At 41.1% G+C, this 20,593-nt stretch carries 21 protein-coding genes; 14 read left to right on the top strand and 7 right to left on the bottom strand.

Features of this window, described 5'->3' with window-relative positions:
* Positions 1-12: 12 nt before the first annotated feature.
* A complete protein-coding gene (locus MKZ03_RS09390; protein ID WP_340972888.1) occupies positions 13-1,398 on the top strand; it encodes a S41 family peptidase in 1,386 nt (461 codons plus the stop codon).
* Positions 1,399-1,435: 37 nt separating this feature from the next.
* On the opposite strand, the gene MKZ03_RS09385 is transcribed toward MKZ03_RS09390, so the two are convergent.
* The 3 genes from MKZ03_RS09385 to MKZ03_RS09375 all read right to left on the bottom strand — a co-directional run bounded on the left by MKZ03_RS09385 (position 1,436) and on the right by MKZ03_RS09375 (position 3,986).
* Entirely contained in the window at positions 1,436-2,929 is a 1,494-nt protein-coding gene (locus MKZ03_RS09385) for a sodium:solute symporter family protein (protein WP_034660944.1), read from the bottom strand.
* Entirely contained in the window at positions 2,929-3,132 is a 204-nt protein-coding gene (locus tag MKZ03_RS09380) for a DUF3311 domain-containing protein (protein ID WP_034660942.1), read from the bottom strand. The genes MKZ03_RS09385 and MKZ03_RS09380 overlap by 1 nt, the downstream gene beginning before the upstream one ends.
* Positions 3,133-3,368: 236 nt before the next feature.
* On the bottom strand, positions 3,369-3,986 hold the full coding sequence (locus tag MKZ03_RS09375) for a nitroreductase family protein (RefSeq protein WP_340972886.1): 618 nt from the start codon (positions 3,984-3,986) through the stop codon (positions 3,369-3,371).
* Positions 3,987-4,125: 139 nt separating this feature from the next.
* Between MKZ03_RS09375 and MKZ03_RS09370 the strand changes: the two genes are divergently transcribed.
* Positions 4,126-4,458: a winged helix-turn-helix transcriptional regulator gene (locus tag MKZ03_RS09370; RefSeq protein WP_034660940.1), complete on the top strand. Its 333-nt coding sequence runs from the start codon at positions 4,126-4,128 to the stop codon at positions 4,456-4,458.
* A gap of 75 nt (positions 4,459-4,533) precedes the next feature.
* Positions 4,534-4,749 (top strand): hypothetical protein, encoded by a 216-nt coding sequence (locus MKZ03_RS09365; RefSeq protein WP_034660939.1) that lies wholly within the window; start codon positions 4,534-4,536, stop codon positions 4,747-4,749.
* A 40-nt stretch (positions 4,750-4,789) separates the two neighbouring features.
* Here the strand turns inward: MKZ03_RS09365 and MKZ03_RS09360 are convergent, their stop codons facing one another.
* Complete coding sequence (locus MKZ03_RS09360) at positions 4,790-5,257, bottom strand: Hsp20/alpha crystallin family protein (protein WP_106072814.1); 468 nt, start codon at positions 5,255-5,257, stop codon at positions 4,790-4,792.
* 95 nt (positions 5,258-5,352) lie between these two features.
* On the opposite strand from MKZ03_RS09360, the gene rarD reads away from it, so the two are divergent.
* The 4 genes from rarD to bshB2 all read left to right on the top strand — a co-directional run bounded on the left by rarD (position 5,353) and on the right by bshB2 (position 7,649).
* Complete coding sequence (gene rarD, locus MKZ03_RS09355; RefSeq protein ID WP_095285293.1) at positions 5,353-6,258, top strand: EamA family transporter RarD; 906 nt, start codon at positions 5,353-5,355, stop codon at positions 6,256-6,258.
* 78 nt (positions 6,259-6,336) lie between these two features.
* Positions 6,337-6,618, top strand: coding sequence for a hypothetical protein (locus MKZ03_RS09350; protein ID WP_034660935.1), 282 nt, complete (start codon positions 6,337-6,339; stop codon positions 6,616-6,618).
* Positions 6,615-6,965 carry a YojF family protein gene (locus MKZ03_RS09345; protein ID WP_034660934.1) on the top strand — a complete coding sequence of 117 codons (351 nt, stop codon included), beginning with the start codon at positions 6,615-6,617 and terminating at the stop codon, positions 6,963-6,965. Before MKZ03_RS09350 ends, MKZ03_RS09345 begins: the two co-directional genes overlap by 4 nt.
* 18 nt (positions 6,966-6,983) lie before the next feature.
* Positions 6,984-7,649, top strand: a complete 666-nt coding sequence (bshB2, locus tag MKZ03_RS09340) for a bacillithiol biosynthesis deacetylase BshB2 (RefSeq protein WP_034660932.1) — start codon at positions 6,984-6,986, stop codon at positions 7,647-7,649.
* Between the two features lie 47 nt (positions 7,650-7,696).
* Here bshB2 and MKZ03_RS09335 read toward each other — a convergent pair whose 3' ends face one another.
* Entirely contained in the window at positions 7,697-9,058 is a 1,362-nt protein-coding gene (locus tag MKZ03_RS09335) for an MATE family efflux transporter (protein ID WP_034660931.1), read from the bottom strand.
* Positions 9,059-9,116: 58 nt separating this feature from the next.
* Positions 9,117-9,242: a hypothetical protein gene (locus MKZ03_RS09330; protein WP_341031648.1), complete on the bottom strand. Its 126-nt coding sequence runs from the start codon at positions 9,240-9,242 to the stop codon at positions 9,117-9,119.
* A gap of 78 nt (positions 9,243-9,320) precedes the next feature.
* Between MKZ03_RS09330 and cdaS the strand changes: the two genes are divergently transcribed.
* The 7 genes from cdaS to odhB all read left to right on the top strand — a co-directional run bounded on the left by cdaS (position 9,321) and on the right by odhB (position 19,541).
* Positions 9,321-9,947 carry a sporulation-specific diadenylate cyclase CdaS gene (gene cdaS, locus MKZ03_RS09325; protein ID WP_034660930.1) on the top strand — a complete coding sequence of 209 codons (627 nt, stop codon included), beginning with the start codon at positions 9,321-9,323 and terminating at the stop codon, positions 9,945-9,947.
* A gap of 404 nt (positions 9,948-10,351) precedes the next feature.
* Positions 10,352-11,659, top strand: coding sequence for a C40 family peptidase (locus MKZ03_RS09320; protein ID WP_341031645.1), 1,308 nt, complete (start codon positions 10,352-10,354; stop codon positions 11,657-11,659).
* Positions 11,660-11,736: 77 nt separating this feature from the next.
* Positions 11,737-12,315 (top strand): superoxide dismutase family protein, encoded by a 579-nt coding sequence (locus tag MKZ03_RS09315; RefSeq protein ID WP_334749438.1) that lies wholly within the window; start codon positions 11,737-11,739, stop codon positions 12,313-12,315.
* An 89-nt stretch (positions 12,316-12,404) separates the two neighbouring features.
* Positions 12,405-13,283, top strand: coding sequence for an ATP-binding protein (locus MKZ03_RS09310; protein WP_341031641.1), 879 nt, complete (start codon positions 12,405-12,407; stop codon positions 13,281-13,283).
* A gap of 11 nt (positions 13,284-13,294) precedes the next feature.
* The gene (locus MKZ03_RS09305) at positions 13,295-15,211 is read left to right on the top strand and encodes a vWA domain-containing protein (protein ID WP_341031640.1); all 1,917 of its coding nucleotides are present in this window, start codon (positions 13,295-13,297) and stop codon (positions 15,209-15,211) included.
* A gap of 224 nt (positions 15,212-15,435) precedes the next feature.
* The gene (gene sucA, locus MKZ03_RS09300; RefSeq protein WP_340972880.1) at positions 15,436-18,270 is read left to right on the top strand and encodes a 2-oxoglutarate dehydrogenase E1 component; all 2,835 of its coding nucleotides are present in this window, start codon (positions 15,436-15,438) and stop codon (positions 18,268-18,270) included.
* A 14-nt stretch (positions 18,271-18,284) separates the two neighbouring features.
* A complete protein-coding gene (gene odhB / locus MKZ03_RS09295) occupies positions 18,285-19,541 on the top strand; it encodes a 2-oxoglutarate dehydrogenase complex dihydrolipoyllysine-residue succinyltransferase (RefSeq protein ID WP_334749431.1) in 1,257 nt (418 codons plus the stop codon).
* Positions 19,542-19,567: 26 nt separating this feature from the next.
* Here the strand turns inward: odhB and MKZ03_RS09290 are convergent, their stop codons facing one another.
* Complete coding sequence (locus MKZ03_RS09290; RefSeq protein ID WP_307499775.1) at positions 19,568-20,527, bottom strand: bile acid:sodium symporter family protein; 960 nt, start codon at positions 20,525-20,527, stop codon at positions 19,568-19,570.
* Positions 20,528-20,593 lie beyond the last annotated feature (66 nt).

Genomic DNA, 20,593 nt, shown 5'->3' with positions numbered 1-20,593 from the left:
GGTGGTGTTTTTTTGAAAAAACAATTTAAGTTCGTGATCGCCATTCTGGTGACAGCGGCCCTGTCCTCTGCGATTACATTTGTGATCACAAAACAAGGGGCTGTCAGTGTCTCAGGAGACGAGAAGTTTAGTAAACTCATGGCGGCGTATACGAAGGTAAAAGATGAGTATTACGAAAAAACGGATGATCAAAAACTAGTAGATGGTGCGATTCAAGGAATGATTGCATCACTTGATGATCCATACTCTACATATATGGATCAGGAGGAAGCCGAAGGATTTAACAACACCATTTCATCATCATTTGAAGGAATTGGTGCACAAGTAGAAGAGAAGGATGGGCAAATTTTAATTGTCGCACCGATTAAAGGCTCTCCTGCTGAAAAAGCCGGGTTGAAACCTCATGATCGTATTTTAAAGGTGGATGGGAAAAGCACAAAAGGCATGTCGGTCAATAAAGCAGTTTCTCTTATTAGAGGGAAAAAAGGAACGGATGTCAAGCTGCACCTTAACCGCCAAGGAGTGGGCAATGTTGATGTGACGATCACAAGAGACACCATTCCGCTTGAAACGGTGTATGCAAAACTCACAAAAGACAAAATAGGAGAAATTCAAATTACGTCCTTTGCTGAAACAACATCGAAAGAGCTAGATAAAGCCATTGATGACCTCGAGAAAAAAGGGGCAAAAGGCTTTGTCATCGACCTGAGAGATAATCCAGGCGGCATTATGACAGAAGCGATTGAAATGAGTAATGACTTTATCGATAAAGGGAAAGTCATCATGCAAGTTGAAGAAAAAGGGAAGAAAGAAGAGTACAAGGCTGAAAAAGAACGTAAAGTTCATCAGTCGGCAGTTGTTCTTGTAAATGGCGGCTCAGCTAGCGCTGCTGAAATCATGGCGGCGGCTCTGCACCAATCTTCAGGTATCAAAATTATTGGTGAAAAGACATTTGGTAAAGGAACTGTTCAAAATGCACAAAGCTATAATGATGGTTCTAGCGTCAAGTTAACCATCGCCAAGTGGCTGACGCCGGATGGTTCTTGGATTCACAAAAAAGGAATTGAACCACAGGTCAAAGCATCGCTCCCAAGTTATGCAAAGCTGCCATACTTAAGTCCGAAAAAATCGTATCAGCTGAATGACAATGGAGATGAAGTCAAAGCGGCTCAAAAAATGTTCCAAGCGCTTGGCTACAAAGCAAAAGCAAATGGTGAGTACGATCAAGCTTTCCAGTCTATCGTCAAACGCTTCCAAACAGACAACGATCTGAAAACAGACGGTATTCTGACAGGAGATACAACGACAGTACTGATGACAAAGATCCAAGATAAGCTAAAGAACAATGATACTCAAATGAAAAAAGCCATTGAAGTTTTGAAAAAAGAAATGAAATAAAGAGCAGTCCTCATAAGGGGGACTGCTCTTTTTATGTTTACGCGTTGTTTACAGTCGCTTCTGTTTTTTCGTTATCTTTTTCAAAAAGATCATTTATGACAGAATTGTCTGTGACATGCTTTTGGAAGAATGGATTCAAGATCAAGATGACCACAACGTTTGCTAGTAAACCGAGAAAACCTTCATAAAGACCGAACGTGACTTGTGAGATATTGGCTGTAAAGGTGACGATGATGCCAACAACTAACCCCGCAATCGTTGCTTCTCTTGATTGTTTTTTCCAGAACAAGCTGATCGCAATGGCTGGGAAAATTTGAACCATTCCTGAAACGCCAATGAGCTGAAGCGTTACAAGTGCTGTTGGGAAGAGCATCCCGAATAAAAGGGCCAGTCCGATGACGATAAACACCATTGAACGTGTAATGATGGTCAATCTTTTTGGTGATACATTCGGATGAATTAAGTCACGGTATAAATTATTGGCAAATAAATTCGATGCGCCAATGGCCATGATTGAGCATGGAATGAGGGAAGCCAGTGCAATTGTTGAATAAGCGAGGCCCTGCATCACACCACCATATGACGTTTGAATTAAATGAAGAAGAGCAAATCTTGGATTTGTATCTTCAGGTAAGACTAAAAAGGCAATAAATCCAAGGAAGATGACCAAAATCAATACGATGTTATAAAGAGGCAAAAACATACTGTTTTTACGGATGGCATCTGCACTTTTGGCTGTAAAAACCCCTGTTGCCGCATGCGCCCACATAAACAAAGCAAGGGCAGAAACGCCTGAAGCGGTAATGAACCATAAAATGCCTTTAGGACCGCCGTCAGGGATCGTCAGAAGCTGTGGCGCTTCCTTAGCTAACGTATTCATCATCGGGGTCCAGCCGTTAAAATGAATGATTGGCAGTGAAACCACCATAAACAGCATGATGACCCAAACGAGAATATCCTTAATAATGGCTGTATATGTAGGACCTTTAATACCACTGAAAAATGTATAAAGTGCGACTAAAATAAATGAAATAATAACAACTGCATTCACATTAATATAACTAGTACCAGCGACAGTTAACGTATCTTGAATCCCGCTCAGCTGAAGACAAATATAAGGAATCAGCATAAGTACTCCAATAATCGCAATCAAACTGGATAACAGCTTGCTGTCAAACCGCTCACGTGCATAATCAGCGAGCGTTGTGAGGTTGTGATTTTTCGCAACCGTCCATAGCTTTGGTAAGAAGAAATAAGCAATAAAATACGCTAGAACTGAATAGGGGATAGCGAAAAAAGCGACACTTCCAGCTGTATAGGCTGTACTAGTGAGCCCTAAAAAGGTATAAGCGGTATATAAATCTGCGCCTACGAGGAACCAGACGAGCAGACCGCCAAATTTTCTCCCGCCGACAGACCATTCCTCTACTGACTGTCTCGATGATTTATCCCGGCCAGCGGCAAATCCGATGACCACGACGATGAAAATAATACTTGCAGTAATCAATAAAGCTGTTAAATTTCCTTGCATTAGTCAGTTCCTCCATTTGAATGTTGCATCCGGTAAATGATGAATGTGCAGATTGGTGTGAGAACAATCCATAGTAAGAGCCAGAAGTGGAAAAAAGGAAGCCCTATCACAAATGGATGAATACGATTTGCAAAGGGCAGCAGTGCGAGCTGTCCGATGAATGGAATCGCTATAAGTAGTGCCAGTATCAATTTTTTATTCATGATTCCCTCCTGAATTTTTTGTAATTTCATAATAATAGCAGTTGTCAGATTAGATCACAAGACCATTTTCAGAAAAAACAATCATTTTGGCGAATATCATACTAATATAACGCTTTCATTCTTAAAAAGGAGAAAGGGTGAAGGTGAAAAGGGGTAAAGTGAAAAGAAAGTATGTAGGAATAATATTTAAACCAAATAAAAAAAGCCTCAGCATGAAAGCTGAGGCCTTGCCAATCTTAAAGGAAATCAGATACTTGTTCGGTGTCGAAACGATTGCTTTTATGAGCTTCTTTCGCTGCTTTACCAACTGAAATCAACATGACTGGCTCATAACGTCCGCTTACATTGAATTCTTTGATGAAGGCGTCTTTACTGAAACCACCCATTGCGCATGTATCATAGCCCATTGCTTTTGCAGCAATCATTAATTGCATAGCAGCTAATGAAGCATTTGAATACGCAGCTTCACGTGCATACTGCTCGCTTTGGTATGCGCCATTGATTTGAGTCATCAATGTTTCTTTGATGTCTTCAGTAATGAAGCCTTGTTCTGCCAGCTCACTGTATATTTTTTCACCATTTTGATTGGCTTCAAGATCACCTAGTACAGCAATAACAGCTGATGCTTGTGAGATTTGCTTTTGGTTGTAAGCGATTGGAAGTAACTTCGCTTTAGATTCAGCACTATGGAAAACAGTGAAATGCCAATGCTGAAGATTCCACGCAGATGGTGCTTTAGTTGTGATATCAAGCAGCTCTGTTAGCTCTTCTTTTGTCATTTCATGAGTTGTATCATACTCTTTTACTGAAGCTCTTTGTTTTAAAATGTCAATTGTTTTTTGATCAGTCGCCATATGGATATTTCCTCCCGTTTTTGCAAATAGTATGGTACAATAACTAAAAAAGTGAGAAACTTACTTATTGTAACTAGAGCTATTTTAAATTGTATACCGTTAGTTTGTCAAACAATCATGAAAAGAAAGGCTGAAATTTATGGAATTTCAATTATGTCCACACATTCAGCAAGCTTTTTTACTGCTAGGCAAAAGGTGGAATGGTCTCATTATTCATGTATTGCTTGATGGTCCAAAGCGCTTTAAAGACATGACGGACATTATCCCATCTATCAGTCAAAAAATGCTCGCAGAGCGTTTAAAAGAACTTGAGCAAGAAAGGATTATAGAGCGAACTGTTCTGCCTGAGACGCCTGTTAAAGTCATTTATTGTTTAACTGAAAAAGGAAATGCGCTAAATAATGTGTTTCATGAGGTATCTAGGTGGGCAGGGGAGTATACAGAATCTCATGAAAAAAAGGAGCAAGCCTAGTTTCAGGTTTGCCCAAACGTTTTGACTCCTGATGAATATGCTGATGTTAGGCACATGACAAAGGAGGAGAAATGCATGTACCCTCATACTCCGTATTTCCGAGGCGGCGCCCCTGGCATTCCGCCATATGAATCCAGAGTCCCTTTGTTTTTTGGTTTTGGCGCTCCTTTAGTCGGCGGACTGCTTGGCGGATTTTTAGGAAGTGCGATTTTTAATTATCCCCGTCCATATTACCCACCACCACCGCCTGCTCCACCACCTTATGGCGGCGGATATCCACCATACTATTAAGAAAAAAGAGTAAGCCTGCTTCTATATGTAAGCAGGCTTTTTATAATGGAATATCGATTTCAGAGATCCCCGGATCATCATGCTTTAAAAACATAATCTCCAAAATACCGTCCTGATACGAAGCCTTCGTTCCTTTTCTTTTTACAGCAGCAGGAAGGACAACTTTCTTCTGCGTGCCTTCCTCAGGAAAATGATCAATAAACAGCAGGTTGGCTGTATGTTTGATTTTTACTTTTTCTGTGTTCGGCCGAGCAAGCTCAATTTTAACGAACACGTGATCAGTGGTTTCGAACACTTCCACTTCGGGTTCTTTTTTGACGTCTGTTTCTCTTGTTTTTTGATGTTGAGAGAGTGGATCCTGAAAAGGGAACTGAGCAGGATAATTGGAGCCGAATACACTTTCCATCACTTGATTGACATACTGCTCAACGTCTTTAGGGTCTGAATTCTTTAAGGCTTCTTTTGAAAATTGCTTTTGAAAAGGGAATAATCGGTTCCAGTCAAACATGCAAATCATCCTTTCTAAATGCCCTGAATTAGTATATGCCCATTCACCTGAGTGCGTGCTATAATATACGATAGGTTTAGAAAGGAATGGTTAGATTGAACGATCAGCAACAATCAAAAGGTGTTCTCTATACGGCAGCATCTTTTACATTATGGGGATTATTCCCGTTATATTGGAAACTGATGGAGCATATTTCGTCAGGCGAAATTTTAGCGCACAGAATTTTATGGTCATTTGTTTTTATGTGCGGTATTCTACTGTATTTAAAACAAGTCCGGCCGGCGATGCAGACAGTGAAGGGTCTCATGCTGGATGGTAAAGCACTTTTTTCACTACTTTTATCTGCTATTTTAATTTCGGTTAACTGGTATGTGTACATTTGGGCAGTCAATCACCATCTCATGCTAGAAGCTAGTTTAGGGTATTATATTAATCCGCTTGTCTCTGTTTTACTAGGCATCATTTTCTTGAAAGAGCGGCTCAATAAATTACAAACCATTGCGATACTAATTGCCGCCACTGGGGTGATTCTTTCCACGATTCAGTACGGTTCATTTCCTGTCGTTGCGATATTACTTGCCTTTAGCTTCGGTTTTTATGGATTGATTAAAAAAAGAATGAGCTTCACGAGTGCAATTGGATTGACAATTGAAACGCTGCTTTTAGCCCCAGCGGCCCTTGTGTACTTATTGTTCTTCTTAAAAGAACCTGTGGTGACAATGAATCCTAACAGCTTCGGATCGCTTGGTCTCTTATTCTTTGCAGGGGTCTTTACAGCGGTGCCACTTCTTTTATTCTCTGAAGGCGCAAAAAGAATTCCTCTTTATCAAGTGGGCATTTTACAATACATTGCACCGACGATTACGCTGTTTTTGGGGTTATTTGTGTATCACGAGCATTTATCTTCAGCTAAAATCGTGACGTTTCTTTGTATCTGGGTGGCGATTTTATTATTTACTACCTCTCAATTACGCATGAAAAAAACAGCGAATTCTCATTAAGTGGAACAAGCAGTTTGCTTTTTTTTGAAGGCGGATCATGTCATAATAAGTTGTTACCAAAACTGTAGAGGTGATTACATGTCATCTGCCAATGAGCTTGCAGCCGCTTATCAATCTTTATGGAAAAATCGTCAGCTTGATGTCGATGATATGTCTTCTTTACTCGAGGCGATATGTGATGATTTAAGCGATGCGCGCACTCATCCGCGGGCGAGAAAATCATTCCATCAAAAATATGTGCTCGCTGTAGAGAGAATATTAGAAAGTGAGCTTGAGCATGATCATCAGCTGCAACTGATCAGCTTACATACAAAAAAGCTGCGAGAATTAATTCAAAATGAAGGAAGGAACCACTCATGAAACCAATTCAAACGGAAGATGTCACAACACATCTTGAATCGTTTTTAAATCGTCCAGTTTTCGTTCATCTTGAAACGACAACGGGTTCTTATTCAGCTCATGTAAATGAACAAAATATGACGGTCGTGGCTTATATCCGAAATGCGAAAGTCGTCTATTCACAGGCGAAAATAAAAGGACAAGGTCCGTACCGTGTTGGAATGAAAACAGAAGATGGCTGGATTTACGCAGAAGGATTAACGGATTATGTGTTTGATGACCATGGCCGCCTGCTGTTAGCAGGGCACTTGCCAGACGGAAAACTAGCGATCTCATTACAAATTAGTGAAACACCATTTCAGGTGTAGAAGAAAGGGTGACGAGTCATGAACGAACATGTACTAGTGATGTTGCCTCACCCAGATGATGAATCCTTTGGGGTTGCAGGTCTCATTGCACAAAGCAGAAAACGCGGAATCCCAGTCACGTATGCATGCGGGACACTTGGGGAAATGGGCAGAAATATGGGCAGCCCAACATATGCCAATCGCGAAACACTTCCTGAATTAAGAAAACAGGAATTAATCAATGCCTGCAAAGAAATGGATATCACAGACTTACGTATGCTTGGACTTCGTGATAAAACATTGGAATTTGAAGACGACGAGTATTTAGCTGATGTGATGGAAAACATCATTGATGAAGTCAAACCTACACTGATTGTCACGTTTTATCCAGGACACGGTGTACACCCTGATCATGATGCGACAGGAGAAGCGGTTATTCGCGCTCTTTACCGTAAGAAAAAAGAAGACCGTCCTGTCACATACTGCATGGCCATTACGAGAAATAGAGAAGAAGTGCTGGGAAATGCAGATATTATGATCGACATTACAGATGTAGCAGATATCAAATTAAATGCACTGAGAGCGCATAGAACGCAAACAGAAGGCATGCTGAGAGAGCTTGAACAGAAGCTGAAAAACAAAGAACCTGTCGTCCAAAAATGGTTCGATGAAGAAATTTTCTGGACGTACCAATGGAATGACTAAATAAAAAAGCAGCTGACATCGATCAGCTGCTTTTTTTTGTGTCGTATTTAGTGATTGAGCGCTTGCTGAAGCAAGCGTTTTTCAATCAATCTGAGGCGGATAAAGAGGACGACAGCACCAGCGGCAAGTCCTGCAATGAGACCAATCCAATAGCCAAATGCCCCAAATGAGGTATAGGTGCCAATCAAATAGCCGGAAGGAAGACCGATCACCCAGTAAGAAACAAATGCGGCAATGAGAGTATAGTTCACATCTTTATAGCCGCGCAGAGCCCCTTGAATGGGTGCAGCAATTGCATCTGACAGCTGGAAAAAGATCGCATAAATCAAAAAGTGCTGTGTCAACTGTAAAACAGCCGATTCAGCTGTGTATAAACCAGCAATCTCTGGTCTAAATAACAAAATGAGTGCCGCCGTACACAATGAGAATAATACCGCCGTTCCAATTCCGATATAGCTGTAGTTTTGCGCGTCTTTATACCGCTTGGCACCGGATTCAAACCCAACGACAATTGTTAAAGCCATTGAGATACTGAGCGGTAAAATATATAAGATAGAAGCAAAGTTCATCGCAGCCTGGTGACTTGCAATCGTCACAGTATCAAAGTGACCCATTAACAGCGTGACAGCTGCAAAGATACTCGTTTCAAAAAAGATCGCAAACCCAATAGGAAGACCGATTTTCAGTATTTGCCCCATACGGGAGATATTGATTCGAGGCAGTTTTTGAAACAAACGAAATGAGGCAAATGGTTCTGCTTTCATGACAATACAAATACTCATGATGAAAATGGCCCAATACGTCATCGCAGATGCAAGGCCAGCTCCCGCACCGCCAAGCTTTGGAAAGCCAAAATTCCCAAAAATAAATACATAGTTTAAAGCAAAGTTAATAGGAAGTGCTGTTAACGTGATGAACATCGTCACACGTGTTTTCCCTAATGCATCAATAAATGACCTGAGTACCGAATAACCAAACAGCGGGATGATACCAAAAGCAAGAAAACTGAGAAAATGCCGCGCAATATCCTCTACGGATTGCTCAAGTCCAAGTCCACCTAATACGTAAGGGATGCTGATTGTACCAATCGCAATCACACCGATACTTAAAAGAAAGGATAAATAAATCGCCTGAAAGACAGCCTTGGGAACATCTTTTTTATGCCCAGCGCCCATCAGTTGAGCGACAATCGGCGTAACGGCCATTAATATACCAGCAAGTCCTGTATAAACGGGTGTCCAAATACTAGAACCGATCGCAACACCCGCAAGGTCTTCTGCACTCACTTTTCCAGACATTACGGTGTCTAAAAACGTAATAAGCGAAAGACCCGCTTGAGTGATTAAAATCGGAATCAAAATGGTTAAAAATAGTGTCACCTTAGCTCGAATGCTATTTGTTTCTCTCATCATAAGTTCCTCTCTGAACAGAAATAACGAGAGGATTATATCATGCTATGTAAAAAAATCAATTCTCCGTCGGATTATTTTTCTTAGATGGCTTCGTTTTTTTAAACATTTGGGCATAAATAAAGGAAAGACTGACAACACCTAAAATGCTGCAAGTATATTGAATCACTTTCTGAATGGTCATATTAAGTCACCTCCATATCAATAGAATGCGCATAATTTGTTATTTTATGACAACAAAAAGGAGGAGGGAAAAGGTCAAATGATCAATCGTACGAATGAAGAAGCGCTATTTAAAGTGGACATGAGAACACACTTGATGAAAATCATGAAGGATGCAAGTGACATTATTGATTCCCTTGATGAGATCGAGCAATGTCTACTTTGTGATCTCGAGTCATTACATGATGAGTTTAATGAAATGCACGCAGAGGCTTCCTCGTTTTATTTGCAATCGTATATGGAAGAATTCACACCTGGATTTGCTCAATTTTCGTTAGCCATTGAGAACTTATCAAAACAAAAACACGGGGCACTTATTGTGATTCAAAGGCGTGATGAGGTTGAGGATTTTATTCAAAAAGGGACAAATCTTCATGCGAAAATTAGTGCTTCATTAATAGAAAGCATTTTCTACCCAGGAAATCCACTTCATGATGGTGCTCTTTTAGTCAAAGAGAATACACTCGTATCTGCTGCAAATGTGCTCCCGCTTACTTCAAAAAAAGTTAGTCCTTCTCTCGGGACAAGACACAGGGCTGCGATCGGACTCTCCGGTATGACCGATGCACTTGTTCTCGTCGTATCAGAAGAAACGGGAAAAATGTCGTTTGCGAAAGAAGGAGTCCTTTATCCGCTCACTGTAAAAGAACCTGAAATAAGGAAATAAAAATGAATCGCTGCATTCTTCATTCGGAAGGATGCTTTTTTTCATTTGAGGAGAAAAAACAGCCAATTGAGTAAAAAGTCATTTGATACAGAAAAATTTGTCATGTAGAATAGAACTATGAAACTAGCACCGTGCTTGTTTTGACAAATTTCTAAACGTCAACTTAAAAATTCCTTAAAAAATGTTTATAAATACAGCAAACTGCCGATAGAAACGATATGGCTTTGTTTTAGCATTTTGAGTTGGCTGCTTTAGCCTATTTGTTATTGCCCAACGTCTACATGTCGAGTAATATAATAGAAATAAAGATAAAATAGTGCAAGAGAAGCAGAACCATTAAATGCTAAACTCAAAACTAGTACATAAGTCTTATTGAATGAAATATGAAAGGCGGAGATTCATCTATGAAGAAAAAAGTAGTAACCGGCCTCACAGTTTCAGCGATCGCTGGCTCAGCTGTGTTTGCTGCACCGTCAGAAGCACAGACGATCAAAGTGAAAAGCGGTGACTCACTTTGGAAGATTGCCGAACAGTACAATACAAGTATTTCGGAACTTCAATCTCTTAATCAACTAAAAACGACGATGATTTTTGCAGGACAAAGCTTGAAAATTCCTGGCGCAAAAAGCAAAAAATCCAGCTCGTCAACTGGATCAAAAGCAACGAAATCAAATGCTTCAACGACATCAAGCTACACTGTAAAGCTTGGAGATTCTTTATGGCTCATTGCAAAAAATCATAAAATGTCAGTCGCAAGCTTAAAAAGTCTAAACAGCTTAAACAGTGACTTAATTCGTCCTGGACAAAAGCTAAAGGTATCTGGAAGTACGAAGACAAGCGGGGGCCAGTCATCAAACTCCTCTTCAAATTCCAGCTCAAACAATAAGACAACGAACTCAAATAGTTCATCCTCATCAAGTACATACAAGGTTAAATTAGGGGATTCTCTCTGGAAAATTGCGAATTCGCTCAATATGTCGATTGGTGAAATCAAAACATTGAATGGGATAAAATCTGATATGATTTATCCGAATCAAGTATTGAAAGTAAAAGGGACGGCTGCATCAAAACCAAGTCAGCCGAAAGCACCTGCTAAACCAAGCAACCCGCCTTCAAGCGGGAAAGCGACATCTTATACTGTAAAATCAGGCGATTCCTTATGGAAAATTGCGAATCAATTTAAAGTGCAGGTTCAATCCATCCGCACAGCCAACAGCTTAAAAAGCGATGTGCTTAGAATTGGACAAGTTCTAAAAATTAATGGTGCAGCTTCAGGCTCAACTGGGTCGAATGGTTCTACGTCTAACGGTTCAACAACTCCGGTCAACAATAACAAAAATGATGTGCCGATGAATGCAAAAATCACGACGATGATCCAAGAAGGGAAAAAGCTGACAGGCATTCCTTACAGATGGGGCGGCAATACACCATCTGGATTTGACTGCAGCGGATTTGTTTATTATCTCATTAACAAGGTTTCATCTGTATCCAGATTAAGCACAGCAGGCTACTGGAGTATGATGACACCTGTGAGCACACCTCAAGTTGGCGATTTTGTTTATTTCACAACGTACAAAGCGGGTCCATCTCATATGGGACTATACCTTGGCGGAGGAGATTTCCTTCATGCAAGTGACAGCGGAGTAGGGATATCGAACTTAAGCAACCCATATTGGAAAAAAGCCTATTTAGGTGCAAAACGTTTCTTCTAAAAAAAGCCGATTTTCGGCTTTTTTTTGTTTGCCTATTGATCAGGTTGTCCATACTGATATCAAAAGGGGGCAGTCATATGAAAAAGTCAGTGTGGATGATCATGATGTGTCTGGTCTTTGTCGCAACAGCATGTCATGCACCGCCGAAAAAAGAAACGACAGAAGAAACCAGTGAGGTTGCAGCACCTAAACAAGCACCAGTTACCACGACACTCATCAATGAAAACGGGCAAAAAATAGGAAGCATCGAAGTAAGAGACTCCTCAGAAAATGGCCTGGATTTACATGTGAAAGCGAAAGATCTGCCGCCAGGTCCTCATGGCTTTCATATTCACGAAACAGGAATATGTGAAGCGCCAGATTTTGAAACGGCAGGGGCTCACTTTAATCCAACACACCGGGAGCATGGCTTTGATAACCCAAAGGGCCACCATGCTGGAGATATGCCTAATTTAGAAGTTGGGGCAGATGGGCAAATTGATGTTGTCGTGAATGTGCCAGATGTGGCGTTAAAGGGAGGTCCAAACCAATTAATGGATCAAAATGGGCGTAGCTTTATCATTCATGCGGAAGCCGATGATTACTTAAGCAACCCTTCTGGAAACTCAGGGAAACGCATCGCTTGCGGAGCGATCACAAAAGAAATGGTAAAATAACAGATGTCTAGCCTTTATGTATTGAGTGCATAAAGGTTTTTTTAGTATACTTGGTGAGGAAAATGATCGAAGAGAGGAATTAATCATATATGTTTAACGAACAATCACTCCCAGAAGAAATTCAAGCAATGATTGAAGCAAAAGCAAAAGGACTAGAAGAAGAATTCCGTCCGCTTATTGGAACAGGCGGCTATGAATCACAGGATACGTCTATCATACAAGATGCGATAATTGCACTAGCACTCGGCAAAAACGTTCTTTTAAAAGGGCCGACTGGCTCAGGTAAAACAAAACTAGCAGAAACTTTATCTGCTTTCTTTCAGCAGCCGATGCATAGTGTGAACTGCTCGGTTGATCTTGATGCAGAAAGTTTGATTGGCTATAAAACCATTCACAATGATGGTCAAGTTGCTTCTATTGAATTTATTGAAGGACCGGTAACGAAAGCGATGAAAAAAGGCCATCTTTTATATATTGATGAAATCAACATGGCGAAGCCGGAAACACTGCCTATTTTAAACGGTGTACTCGACTACAGAAAAATGATGACAAACCCATTTACAGGCGAGGTCGTTAGAGCAGATGAAGGCTTTGGAGTGATTGCGGCAATCAATGAAGGCTATGTCGGCACAGTGCCTCTAAATGAAGCGTTAAAAAACCGTTTTGTTGTGATTGACGTTCCATATATCGGCGGCGGTATCCTAAAGGATGTACTGCAATCCCAATCTGTATTAAAGGATGAACGGTTAATCGATCAATTCGTGCAGCTCTCATCAGACCTCATTACACAGGCGCACAACGGGCAGGTAAGTGAAGAAGCGGCATCCATCCGTGCACTCCTAGACACATGTGATCTTGCGCAATACATCCCGCCGCTTCGTGCAGTTGAACGAGGGATTGTTGAAAAGCTAGAAGATGACCGGGAAAAAGCAGCGGTAAGAAATATTGCCCAAACATTATTCGAGTGAGGTTCTGACTTTTGAAATTCATCAAATTTAATGACAGCAGAATCGATTCATTTTTATTTATGGAATTAACGGATTTAGCTAAAACGTTAGCAAAAAGTGATGATGTCGAGCTTGAATACGGAGTGCAGTCCTACTATGAGCCTTTTGAAAAGAAAATTTTCATCAGCCATTTTTGGGATGACCGTAAACAAGAAGACATGACAGCCGGGCTAAAAAGTGATGTGTTCCTCCGTGCAGTAGGAACCGTTTATAGTGATCTGACTGTCTTTCAGGAAATCATTCGCTATGCTCATACAATTACCATTCCTGATCTATGTAAACAATTGTTTATGCTCTTTGAAGATATCCGGATTGAAGAGCGGATTAAACGCGAACGTCCAGGAACAAAAAAGGTATTTAAACGAAGAAGAGAGCTGTACCGGCGACACTTTAAGACGCAATTAACAATTAACCAAGAGCGAAGCATTCTAACGGATGCACTCTATTGTGCAATGTATGTGAAGCTGACAGCTGACTCGCCGCTGGAAGAGATTCCGCCTCTCCACGAGCGGATCAACCCAATGATTCCGTTTATTGAATCAAGTCTTGAGCGTGTATATGAGGCGGGTTCAACAGCAGATATCGCAGTCATTGTCAAAGAATTAATAGAAGGTTTTGATGAGCTTCTTGATAAGGATATGCTGAATACGTACTTTTTCTTCCCGGAATTGGACTATGAAAAAGCGGCAAAAGAACCGCTGTTTCATGACTTGAAAAGAAAACCTAAATTAAGTGAGGACATCAAAGTCGACCGGGAAAAAGAGGGCGATGAAGATATCCACCAGGAGTATATGGAAGTGTGGCATCGAGAAACAGAAGCGCCGTCAAAAAGCTTCCTTCAATTTGATTTAGAGCACGGCGGTAAAAGTGATCTCGGGAAGGATGCAGCAAGAGAAGGCGATGACGGAGATCAAGCACTCGGCACTGTCCAAGGCTCTGCCAAGCAAACATACCGAAAAGATTATTCAAAGCTTGAGGCGCTGGAAGAGGCTGAAGGGGAAGAAAGCGGGGCGGATGCTCATGAGAATGGAAAAGAGAACAAATATGCGTTTCCAGTCATGATTTCACCTGATCCTCCCGCGCCAGAACAAATCGATGTATACAAGCAGCACGCTAAGGAGATTGAGCCTTATCAGAAACGCTTAAAACAGATGATTCAAAAAACGCTCGAACACAAAAAATCATGGCCAAAAACGGACCTTCATGCAGGACGCCTCAGTAAAAAGCTGATTCGGTATTTTACAGAGTCTAACCCGCGTCTTTTCTATAAAAAACAGGCACCTTCTTCGGAGATTGATGCTGTTTTCACTTTATTAGTAGACTGTTCTGCCAGCATGTTTGACAAGATGGACGAGACGAAAAAAGGAATTGTTTTATTTCACGAAGCATTAAAGTCCGTTCAAGTCCCACATCAAATTGTGGGGTTTTGGGAAGATACAAATGACGCAACAGAAACAAGTCAGCCGAACTATTTCAACACAGTCGTGTCGTTCAAAGATTCTTTATTTGATGCAGGTCCTTCCATTATGTCCCTTGAACCAGAAGAGGATAACCGGGATGGCTATGCGATTCGCCAAATGACAAAAATGATTTTAAAACGAAGAGAAGAGCAAAAGTTTCTCATTGTCTTTTCAGACGGAGAGCCAGCTGCCTTCAGCTACGAACAAAATGGGATCGTCGATACACATGAAGCAGTTCTTGAGGCGAGGAAAAAGGGCATTGAGGTGATCAATGTGTTTTTATCCAATTCGCCGATCGAAGAAGCACAGATAAAAACCATTCAAGATATGTATGGCAAGTTCAGCATTTTTGTACCAGATGTCGATACATTGCCGGATGTCTTATATCCATTACTGAAGAAATTACTGCATAAAAGCATTGGGGCATAAGGTTTTGCCCCTTTCTTCAAAATATTTTTCGGAATGATTTAAATTTTTTGTTTTTCTGTGAATTTTTTATCTTTAATTGAACAAAGAATGTAGAAAGTAATCCGAAACAGTGGTAGAATATTATTGGAAGCGTTTTATTACATAAATTTGGTCATTGTGTTCTGGAAGTTATATCGAGATAGTGTTCAATCACTTGATGATCAAAGTTGGGGGTAGTGTTCAAAATGTTTCAAAATGATGTGAAACAACCGTTGAGTTGGGAAGAATTTCATGGTCCGAACCTCGGCTATGTGCTCGAGCTCTACGATCAGTATGTCCAGGATCCTACTAGTGTTGATGAAGATCTAAGAGGCATATTTGATGAACTTGGTGCACCACCGAGTGAAATGAAGGAGGAAATTGGGAAAAAAGAAAATAGAGTAGTTACTTCTGAACAAATCCAAAAGATAGCATCAGTCGTTAAACTGGCAGAAGACATCAGAACGTATGGCCATTTAAATGCTTCCGTCAATCCTCTTCGCAAAGAAAAGGAATTACAAGAGCTGTTTCCTTTAAAGGAGTACGGTTTAACAGAAGAAGACGTCAAGAATATTCCAATATCTATTATTAGTCCTGACGCACCAAAACACATTTCAAACGGCATAGAAGCCATTAACCATTTGAGAAATACGTATAAGCGTACCATTTCATTTGAGTTTGATCACGTGCATGATTTCGAAGAACGAAACTGGCTCTCAAAATCGATTGAGTCTGGTGAACTATTTAAGAAAAAACCAGCGGATAAACTAGTTTCTGTTTTCAAGAGATTAACAGAAGTTGAGCAGTTCGAACAGTTTCTTCATAAAACATTTGTTGGGCAAAAGCGCTTCTCAATAGAAGGATTAGACGCACTTGTCCCAGTACTTGATGAAATTATTTCAGAGTCTGTTACACAAGGGACTTCAAATATTAACATTGGAATGGCACACAGAGGCCGTTTAAATGTATTAGCACATGTGTTAGGAAAACCATACGAGATTATTTTCTCAGAATTCCAGCATGCGCCAAATAAAGAGCTTGTTCCATCAGAAGGCTCTATCGGCATCAGCTACGGGTGGACAGGTGATGTAAAGTACCATCTTGGAGCAGATCGCCAAATTAAAGACGAAGATACAAAGAGTGCGAGAGTCACGCTTGCTAATAACCCAAGTCACTTGGAATTCATTGATCCAATCATTGAAGGAAGCACACGTGCCGCTCAGGAAACACGTACTCAAAAAGGTTATCCAGCTCTAGACGTTGAAAAGGCATTAGCCATCTTAATTCATGGTGATGCGGCATTTCCTGGAGAAGGAATTGTGGCAGAAACATTAAATTTAAGTCAACTTGTAGGGTATCAGGTGGGCGGAACAATCCATATCATTGCAAACAATATGATCGGATTTACAACAGAAAGCAATGAATCTCGCTCAACAAAATATGCAAGTGACCTTGCAAAAGGATTTGAGATTCCAATTGTTCACGTCAATGCAGATGATCCAGAAGCATGTTTAGCGGCTGTTCAATTAGCTGTAGAATACCGCAAACGCTTTAAGAAGGATTTCTTAATTGACTTGATCGGTTACCGCAGATTCGGTCATAACGAAATGGATGAGCCTTCTACGACTCAGCCGATGCTGTACGATGCAGTCAGAAAGCACAAAACGGTCAAGAATATCTTTGCAGATAAACTTGTTACAGAAGGTCTTCTAACGAAAGAGCAGCGTGAAGAAATCGAGCAGGCTGTAGCAACGAAAATAGAAGAAGCCTATCAAAAGGTGCCTTCAAAGAAAGAGCATACGATTCAAGAAATTGAACTGCCAGAACCAGTATCAAATGGCTTCCCAGCAGTAGATACATCAGTAGAATTTGATGTATTACGAAAGCTGAATGAAGAATTGATCAGCTGGCCGGAGGATTTCCAAGTATTTGGTAAGCTCAAGCGGATCCTTGAAAAACGTGCAAAAGTGTTTACAGATGACCGTAAAGTAGAATGGTCGCTTGGGGAAGCACTTGCATTTGCATCTATATTAAAAGACGGTACGCCAATTCGAATGACCGGACAGGATTCAGAGCGCGGTACTTTTGCTCAAAGAAACCTTGTTCTTCACGACAGTCAAACTGGAGATGAATTTATTGCTCTTCATGAGCTGAGTGATGCAAACGCATCATTTACTGTTCATAATAGTCCACTGTCAGAGGGCTCAGTCATCGGATTTGAATATGGTTATAATGTCTATTCTCCTGAAACGTTAGTCATTTGGGAGGCTCAATTTGGAGACTTCGCAAATGCGGCTCAAGTGTATTTCGATCAATTTATTTCAGCTGGCCGCGCAAAATGGGGGCAAAAATCAGGTCTAGTGATGCTCTTGCCGCATGGATATGAGGGACAAGGACCTGAACATTCAAGTGGAAGAACAGAGCGTTTCCTGCAATCAGCTGCTGAGAATAACTGGACAGTGGCGAACCTGACAAGTGCAGCACAATACTTCCATATCCTTAGAAGACAGGCGAAAATGCTGCTTCGTGAAGAGATTCGTCCACTTGTCATCATGACACCGAAGAGTCTGCTTCGTAACCCGAACACATTGTCTGAAGTCCAGGAATTAACGGATGGACAGTTCCGTCCAGTTCTTGAACAGCCAGGCCTTGTGCATGATCACGAAAAAGTATCGCGCCTCGTGCTATCTAGCGGGAAGGTATCAATCGATATTAGTGATCGTTTTACTCAAATGGAAGAGACGAAAAATTGGCTTCACATTGCGAGAGTGGAACAACTATATCCATTCCCAGCCAAAGATATTAAAGCGATTTTATCGAAACTAACAAACTTAGAAGAAATCGTATGGGTGCAAGAAGAGCCACAAAATATGGGGGCTTGGGGATACATTGAGCCATATTTACGTGAGATTGCGCCTGAAAAAGTAAAAGTACGTTACATCGGCCGAAGAAGACGTTCAAGTACGGCTGAGGGTGACCCAACTGTGCATAAAAAAGAACAAGAACGAATTGTATCTGATAGCTTGACTCGCAAAAACTAAGGGGGAAATGAAAAATGGCGGAAATTAAAGTACCTGAATTAGCGGAATCGATCTCGGAAGGAACGATTGCTCAATGGCTAAAGCAGCCGGGCGATTATGTGGAGCAGGGAGAGTACCTGTTAGAACTTGAAACAGATAAAGTCAATGTCGAACTGACAGCCGAAGAATCTGGTGTACTGAAAGAAGTGCTGAAAGATTCTGGTGACACTGTACAAGTTGGAGAAGTCATTGGAACAATTGCAGCAGGTGAAGCTGGCGGAAGCGAGTCCGCAGCTCCAGCACCTGAGCAAGAGTCTGCACCAGCTTCGAAAGAAGAACCGGCAGCTGCCCAAAAAGAAGAAGCAGTGAAAGAAGAGTCGAAATCTGGTAATGGCAGAACCATCGCTTCTCCTGCAGCTAGAAAACTGGCGAGAGAGAAGGGGCTAGACTTATCTGAGATTCCAACCGTAGATCCGCTGGGCAGGGTACGAAAGCAGGATGTCGCTTCTTATCAAAAGAATGAAGCACCTGCAAGTGCACCGAAAGCCGCGCCAAAAGCAAATGCTGCGGTGCAAAATGAGCAACCAGGAAAGCCAGTTGAACGCGAGAGAATGTCACGCCGCAGACAAACGATTGCAAAACGTTTAGTTGAGGTTCAGCAAACGGCTGCGATGCTGACGACATTTAATGAAGTGGATATGACGGCCGTGATGGATTTAAGAAAGCGCCGTAAAGATGCCTTCCTTGAACAAAATGATGTAAAGCTTGGCTTCATGTCCTTCTTCACAAAAGCAGTTGTAGCAGCACTGAAGAAATATCCGCTGCTTAACGCAGAAATTCAAGGTGATGAGCTCGTCTTGAAGAAATTCTATGACATCGGCATCGCCGTTGCTGCTAACGAAGGACTTGTGGTACCGGTTGTCCGTGATGCAGACAGATTGTCGTTTGCAGGGATTGAAAAGGAAATTGGTCATCTTGCGAAAAAAGCAAGAGATAACAAATTGTCTCTGAATGAGCTACAAGGTGGATCATTCACGATCACTAACGGTGGAACATTCGGTTCACTGCTTTCAACACCAATTTTAAACAGCCCTCAAGTTGGAATTTTAGGTATGCATAAAATTCAGCTTCGTCCTGTGGCAATTGATGAAGAACGTTTTGAAAACCGTCCGATGATGTATTTAGCTCTTTCTTACGACCACCGAATTGTCGATGGTAAAGAAGCAGTTGGATTCCTTGTCACGATTAAAAACTTGCTTGAAGATCCGGAGCAGCTATTGCTTGAAGGATAATCTTCAATTTGAAAAGCTAGCACCCGTTAAGGTGCTAGCTTTTTTTCTTTTTCATTTTCAGGATTTCCTCTTTTTGACCAATATGTCGCAAGCCAGGAACCAGATAAATTATGCCACACACTAAAAATGGCACTTGGTACGGCTGCAAGTGGCGAGAAGTGTGCTGTCGCTAGAGCTGCACCGAGTCCAGAGTTTTGCATGCCTACTTCAATCGAGATGGCTCTTCGAGAAGGGATATCCATTTTGCACCATTTTGCAATAAGGTAACCAAATAAAAGACCAAGTCCATTATGTAATATAACAACGGCCAATATCAGCAATCCAGATTGAAGAATCTGCTCTTTATTTGCACTGACAACTGCTGCAATAATCACGACAATTCCGGCAACAGATACAAGCGGCAGTGCTTGAACCGCATATGATACTTGTTTTTTAAAAAACAATTTCACAAGAATACCTAAAATAATAGGGATTAAGACAACTTGTACAATGGATAAAAACAGAGCCTCTGGTGATACAGGTAACCAAGATCTTGCAAAAATTAAAATGAAAACAGGGGTTAAAAACGGCGCTAGCAATGTTGATATGGTGGTTACAGCTACAGATAAAGCTGTATTTCCTTTCGCCAAAAAGGTCATGACGTTCGATGCTGTACCGCCTGGGCAGCAGCCTACGAGAACAACTCCTACTGCGATTTCAGACGGAAGCCGCAGTCCGTAAGCTAACAAAAAGGCAAGAAGCGGCATGAGTGTGTACTGCGTCAGCACCCCGATCAGAACATAAAGAGGTTTTCGAAACAGTTCTTTAAAATCTTCAGTGGACAAGGTAAGCCCCATTCCAAACATAATAATACCGAGTAAAAAAGGAATATACGGTCCAATCTTAGAGAATTCGGCAGGAAAGGCAAATCCAAGAAGTGCAAAGACAATGACCCAAATCGCAAAGGTCCTTCCTGCAAAGTGACTAATAGTTAAAAGAATCTTCATTTATTGTTTCAACTCTCTTTCCTTACATATCTTTTTTATTTTAAACGAATTTTCTGAAAAAACAAC

Origin of the sequence: Bacillus sp. FSL R5-0431 (assembly GCF_038002985.1) — a bacterium.
Taxonomy (GTDB): Bacteria; Bacillota; Bacilli; order Bacillales; family Bacillaceae; genus Bacillus.
This window is presented reverse-complemented; position numbering and strand designations above follow the sequence as displayed.